The sequence below is a fragment of the Roseateles sp. P5_E11 genome, assembly GCF_054049355.1.
Genome location: NZ_JBFUMO010000543.1, coordinates 1 through 3947 on the forward strand (window position 1 = coordinate 1; position 3947 = coordinate 3947).

Here is a 3947-nt window from a genome sequence, read left to right on the forward strand (position 1 = left end):
GCCCCGACCGCACCCTACGGCACCGAGCCCGGTGTGCCCGGCACCCACTACACCGACAGCCTGGTGCTGGGCGAGCTCAGCTACGACGAAGGCTGGCAGGGCGATGTACGCCGCTCGGCGCGGCTCAGTGTGGCGGGCTATGAATTCCGTGGCCGCTATGTCTTCGGGCCGGCGCCTCAACTCGTCAACAAGGACGAAGCTCGCGCCCAATGGACGACGCTGGAGGCGCGCATGCTGTGGCGAGGCCTGCTCAACCATCAGCTGATGTTCGGCGCCGAGCTGCGCACCTCGCCCCAGGGCCTGCAGCGCAACTACGACGTCGACCCCTATGCGCTGCGCCTGGATTCGCACGTCACCCAGGACGCCGCGGGCGTCTACGCGCAAGACCAGTGGCGGCTTTCATCGGTGCTGCAGCTGACCACCGGCCTGCGCCTGGACCATGTGAGAGGCTTCGCGCCAGCCATGTCGCCGCGCGCCGTGCTGGCGCTGCGGCCCGACGAGCGGGAGTCCTTCAAGCTGATGTGGGCGCAATCCTTTCGCACGCCCAATCTGTACGAGCGCTTCTACGACGACGGCGGGGTTTCCCAGCTGCGCAGCAACGAGCTGAAGCCCGAGCGCCTCAACTCCGTCGAAGCTGCCTGGGAGTACGTGCTGCACAGCGGCCATGCGCTCAGCGCCAACGCCTACTACACGCGCATGAACCGCTTGATCGAGCAGCAGCCCGTCGGCAGCGAGAGCGAGGCGGTGGTGCAGTACCGCAATGTCGGCAGCGTCAGGTTGCGGGGCGTGGATGTGGGCGTCGAAAAGCGCGCGACGGACGGCTGGCTCTGGCACATCAGTGCGTCCTGGATGGACGGCCGCGACGACACCGGCCAGCGCCTGAGCAATTCGCCCTCGTGGATGTTCAAGGGCGACCTCGTCTCACCGGTGTGGCAGCGCTGGCAGCTTGGCACGGAGTGGAACCTGCTCGGCCGCCGCAGCGGCCGCGTCGAGGTGCCGACCAGCGCCCTCGTCAACGCTCATCTGCGCTATCACGTCGATCCGCGCCAGAGCCTGGCCCTGCACCTGAGCAACGCGCTGGACCGCCGCATTTTCGACCCGTCGACCCCCGACACGTCGCTGAGCGCCATCCCTCAGCCCCGGCGCGCCTGGCGCCTGGACTGGCGCTTCACGCTCTGAGCCTGGCCATGCGCGGCAGTCGAGCAGCGGTGAAGGGATGGGCGGGCTGGCGTGCCGGCTGCGCGATCCTGCTCGGCCTGCTGTCGGCCCAGCCGGCCGCGGCGCAGAGCGCCAGCCCGGAAACCTTGAAAGCCGAGGTTGTCTACCGCCTGCTGATGTTCGTCACCTGGCCCGCCGACCGCGAGCTGGCGGGGCGGCCGCTGCAGCTGTGCACTGTCGGCGAGGGCCGCATGGACGGCGCGCTTCAGTCCCTGGCGGGTCGACCGATCCGGCACCTCACCGTCGACGTGCGCCATCAGGCCCGTGCTGACCAGCTCGCCGGCTGCCATCTGCTCTACCTGCCCACGCCGCAGCCGGCGCTGCGCCCGGTGTTGGCCGACCTGCCGGTGCTCGTCATATCGGATGTGGCGGTGATGCTGGAGCAGGGTGCCATGATCAACCTGCAGATTGAAGACGGCCGTATCGTCTTCGACGTGGACCTCGACGCCGCGCGCCGTGTCGGCCTGGCCATCAGCACCAAGCTGCTGCGCCTGGCCCGCTACGTTCGCCACCAGACGACATCGCCGTGAAGCCGCAATTTGCCGATGCCTTCGATCGCCTGCGCGAACTCGTGGTCGCGCTGGCCGCCTTGCTGGTCTTCGCACTGCTGCTCAGCGTGCTGCAGTACTRGCGCCTGCATGACCGCCAGCTCGAGGACCTGCGCACCCAGGCCGACATCGTCGCGCAGACGGTCTCGGCGGCGCTGGTCTTCGACAGCCGCAGCGATGCCGGCGAAAGCCTGGCTGCCCTGCAGCAGAGCCCGTCCATCGTGCATGCCCGCCTGCTGAAGGGCGACGGCGCCGTCTTCACGCAGTTCTCGCGCACCGCGGCCGAGGTCACCTGGTTGCACGAGGCCGCCGGCACGGCGAGCGTGCAGGTGCCGGTCATGGCCGACGGCCGGCGAGTCGGCATGCTGATCGTGGAGGCCAGCCGCCTGCCGATGTGGATGGACGTGGCCCAGTTCCTCGCCGCCACCATGGGCACCCTGCTGGCCACCGCCGGGTTGGCCTGGTGGCTGTCCAAGCGGCTGCGGGTGCAGATCAAGGAGGTCGAGCGCCGCACCCGCTATCTCGCGCGCTTTGACGCACTGACCGACCTGCCCAACCGTGAGCACCTGCGCGGGCTGCTGGAGCGTGTGCTGCACCACCACGGCCGCACCACCCTGCTGATCCTGGACCTCGACGATTTCAAGCGGATCAACGACCAGCATCGGCACGCCGCCGGCGACGCCGTGCTGCAGGCCATTGGCCAGCGGCTCAGGCTGCTGCGCCGGCCCGGCGACCAGATTGCCCGCCTGTCCGCCGACGAATTCGCACTGCTGCTGGTGCCGGGCCTGGAAGACGAGGCGTTGCGCAGCCATGTCGCCCAGTTGCAGGCCGAACTCACGCAGCCGGTGCTGCACGACGGCCATTGGCTGCATCTGCATGTCTCCAGTGGCGGCGTCTCATTGCCCGAGCACGCGCGTGATGCGAGCGAGGCCTTGCGCAGTGCCGATGCCGCGCTGCGGCATGCCAAGCAGATCGGCAAGGACAGCTTCCAGCTCTTCACGCCGCAGATCGGCGAGGCCCTGCGCCTGCGGCTGGCGCTGGAGCACGATATACGCGAAGGCCTGGCGCAGGGGCAGTTCTGCCTGGCCTACCAGCCGCAGTACGACGCCGCGCGCCGCATCCACGGCTTCGAGGCGCTGGCGCGCTGGCACCACCCGCAGCGGGGCTGGGTGCCGCCGGCCGAATTCATCCCGGTGGCAGAGAACTCGGGCCTGATCGTCGAGCTCAGCCTGGCGCTGCTGGCCGTGCTGCGCCGCGACCTCGACGGCCTGCGCGCCCGGGGCCTGGCCTGCCCGCCGGTGGCCGTCAACCTGTCCTGGGAGCAATGCCGCAAGCCCCAGCACCGCGAGCGCTTCCTGCAGCAGCTCAAGACGCTGCAGCTGGGGCCGGACGAGATCGAATTCGAGCTGACGGAAAGCGCCGGCTTCGAGGACATCGACAAGCCGGATTCCTTCGTCTTCACCTTGCAGGGCCTGGGCTACAACCTGGCCATCGACGACTTCGGCACGGGCTACAGCTCGCTGGCCTATCTGCGCCGCATCCGCTGCCGCAAGCTCAAGATTGATCGCCTCTTCGTGCACGGGCTGTCGGGCAATGCCGACTCCCACATGCTGGTCGAATCCATGGTGCGCGTCGCGCACGCCATGCGCATGGTCGTCGTGGCCGAAGGCGTGGAATTGCCGGCGGACGAGGCGGCCCTGATCGCAATGGGCTGCGACCTGATGCAGGGGTTTGCCTTCTGCAGGCCGGTGCCGCCGGACGAGATGCCAGGATTGCTGTCGGTCGACTGATCCGGCAGGCCGTTGCTCCCATCGGGTCGTCTGTCCGGCCGATCTGCGGTTCGTCGCCTGGCCGTTGTCGATCTCAACCGTGCTCAACAGAATTGCGCGCACCGCCACCCCTCCGACCTGCAAGGATGCGCAATTGAACAAGCTGCTACGCAACGATCAGGGCCGCCTGCGCAGCGGCTGGTGGATCCTTCTCTTCATGGCCATCTTCCTGGCCAGCCAGTGGGTGTACCGGCCGGTGTCTCACGGCTTGCAGCAGATCGGCGTCGCCAAGGCGTGGCTGTCGCCGCTGCCGGTCGTGTTTCTGCTGGGGGTGACGTGGATCTGCATGCGGCTGCGCCGGCAGCGTCTGGCGGGCGTGGGGCTGGCGCTGGATGGGTCGTGGGGGCGGCAG

General features: G+C 68.8%; 4 protein-coding genes. All 4 read left to right on the plus strand.

Annotation, left to right across the window (positions count from 1 at the left end):
* The coding region (locus ACXJKR_RS26575; RefSeq protein WP_457325367.1) for a TonB-dependent receptor plug domain-containing protein at positions 1-1179 on the plus strand (1179 nt) is incomplete at its 5' end.
* A gap of 8 nt (positions 1180-1187) precedes the next feature.
* Positions 1188-1748, plus strand: a complete 561-nt coding sequence (locus ACXJKR_RS26580) for a YfiR family protein (protein ID WP_457325368.1) — start codon at positions 1188-1190, stop codon at positions 1746-1748.
* Complete coding sequence (locus tag ACXJKR_RS26585; protein ID WP_457325369.1) at positions 1745-3556, plus strand: putative bifunctional diguanylate cyclase/phosphodiesterase; 1812 nt, start codon at positions 1745-1747, stop codon at positions 3554-3556. The genes ACXJKR_RS26580 and ACXJKR_RS26585 overlap by 4 nt, the downstream gene beginning before the upstream one ends.
* A gap of 64 nt (positions 3557-3620) precedes the next feature.
* Positions 3621-3947: hypothetical protein (locus ACXJKR_RS26590; RefSeq protein ID WP_457325370.1), on the plus strand; the 327-nt coding region annotated here is incomplete at its 3' end.

Coding starts and splice junctions, on each gene's coding strand:
- ACXJKR_RS26580 (WP_457325368.1), top strand. CDS start 1,188: ATGCGCGGCAGTCGAGCAGCGGTGAAGGGATGGGCGGGCTGGCGTGCC.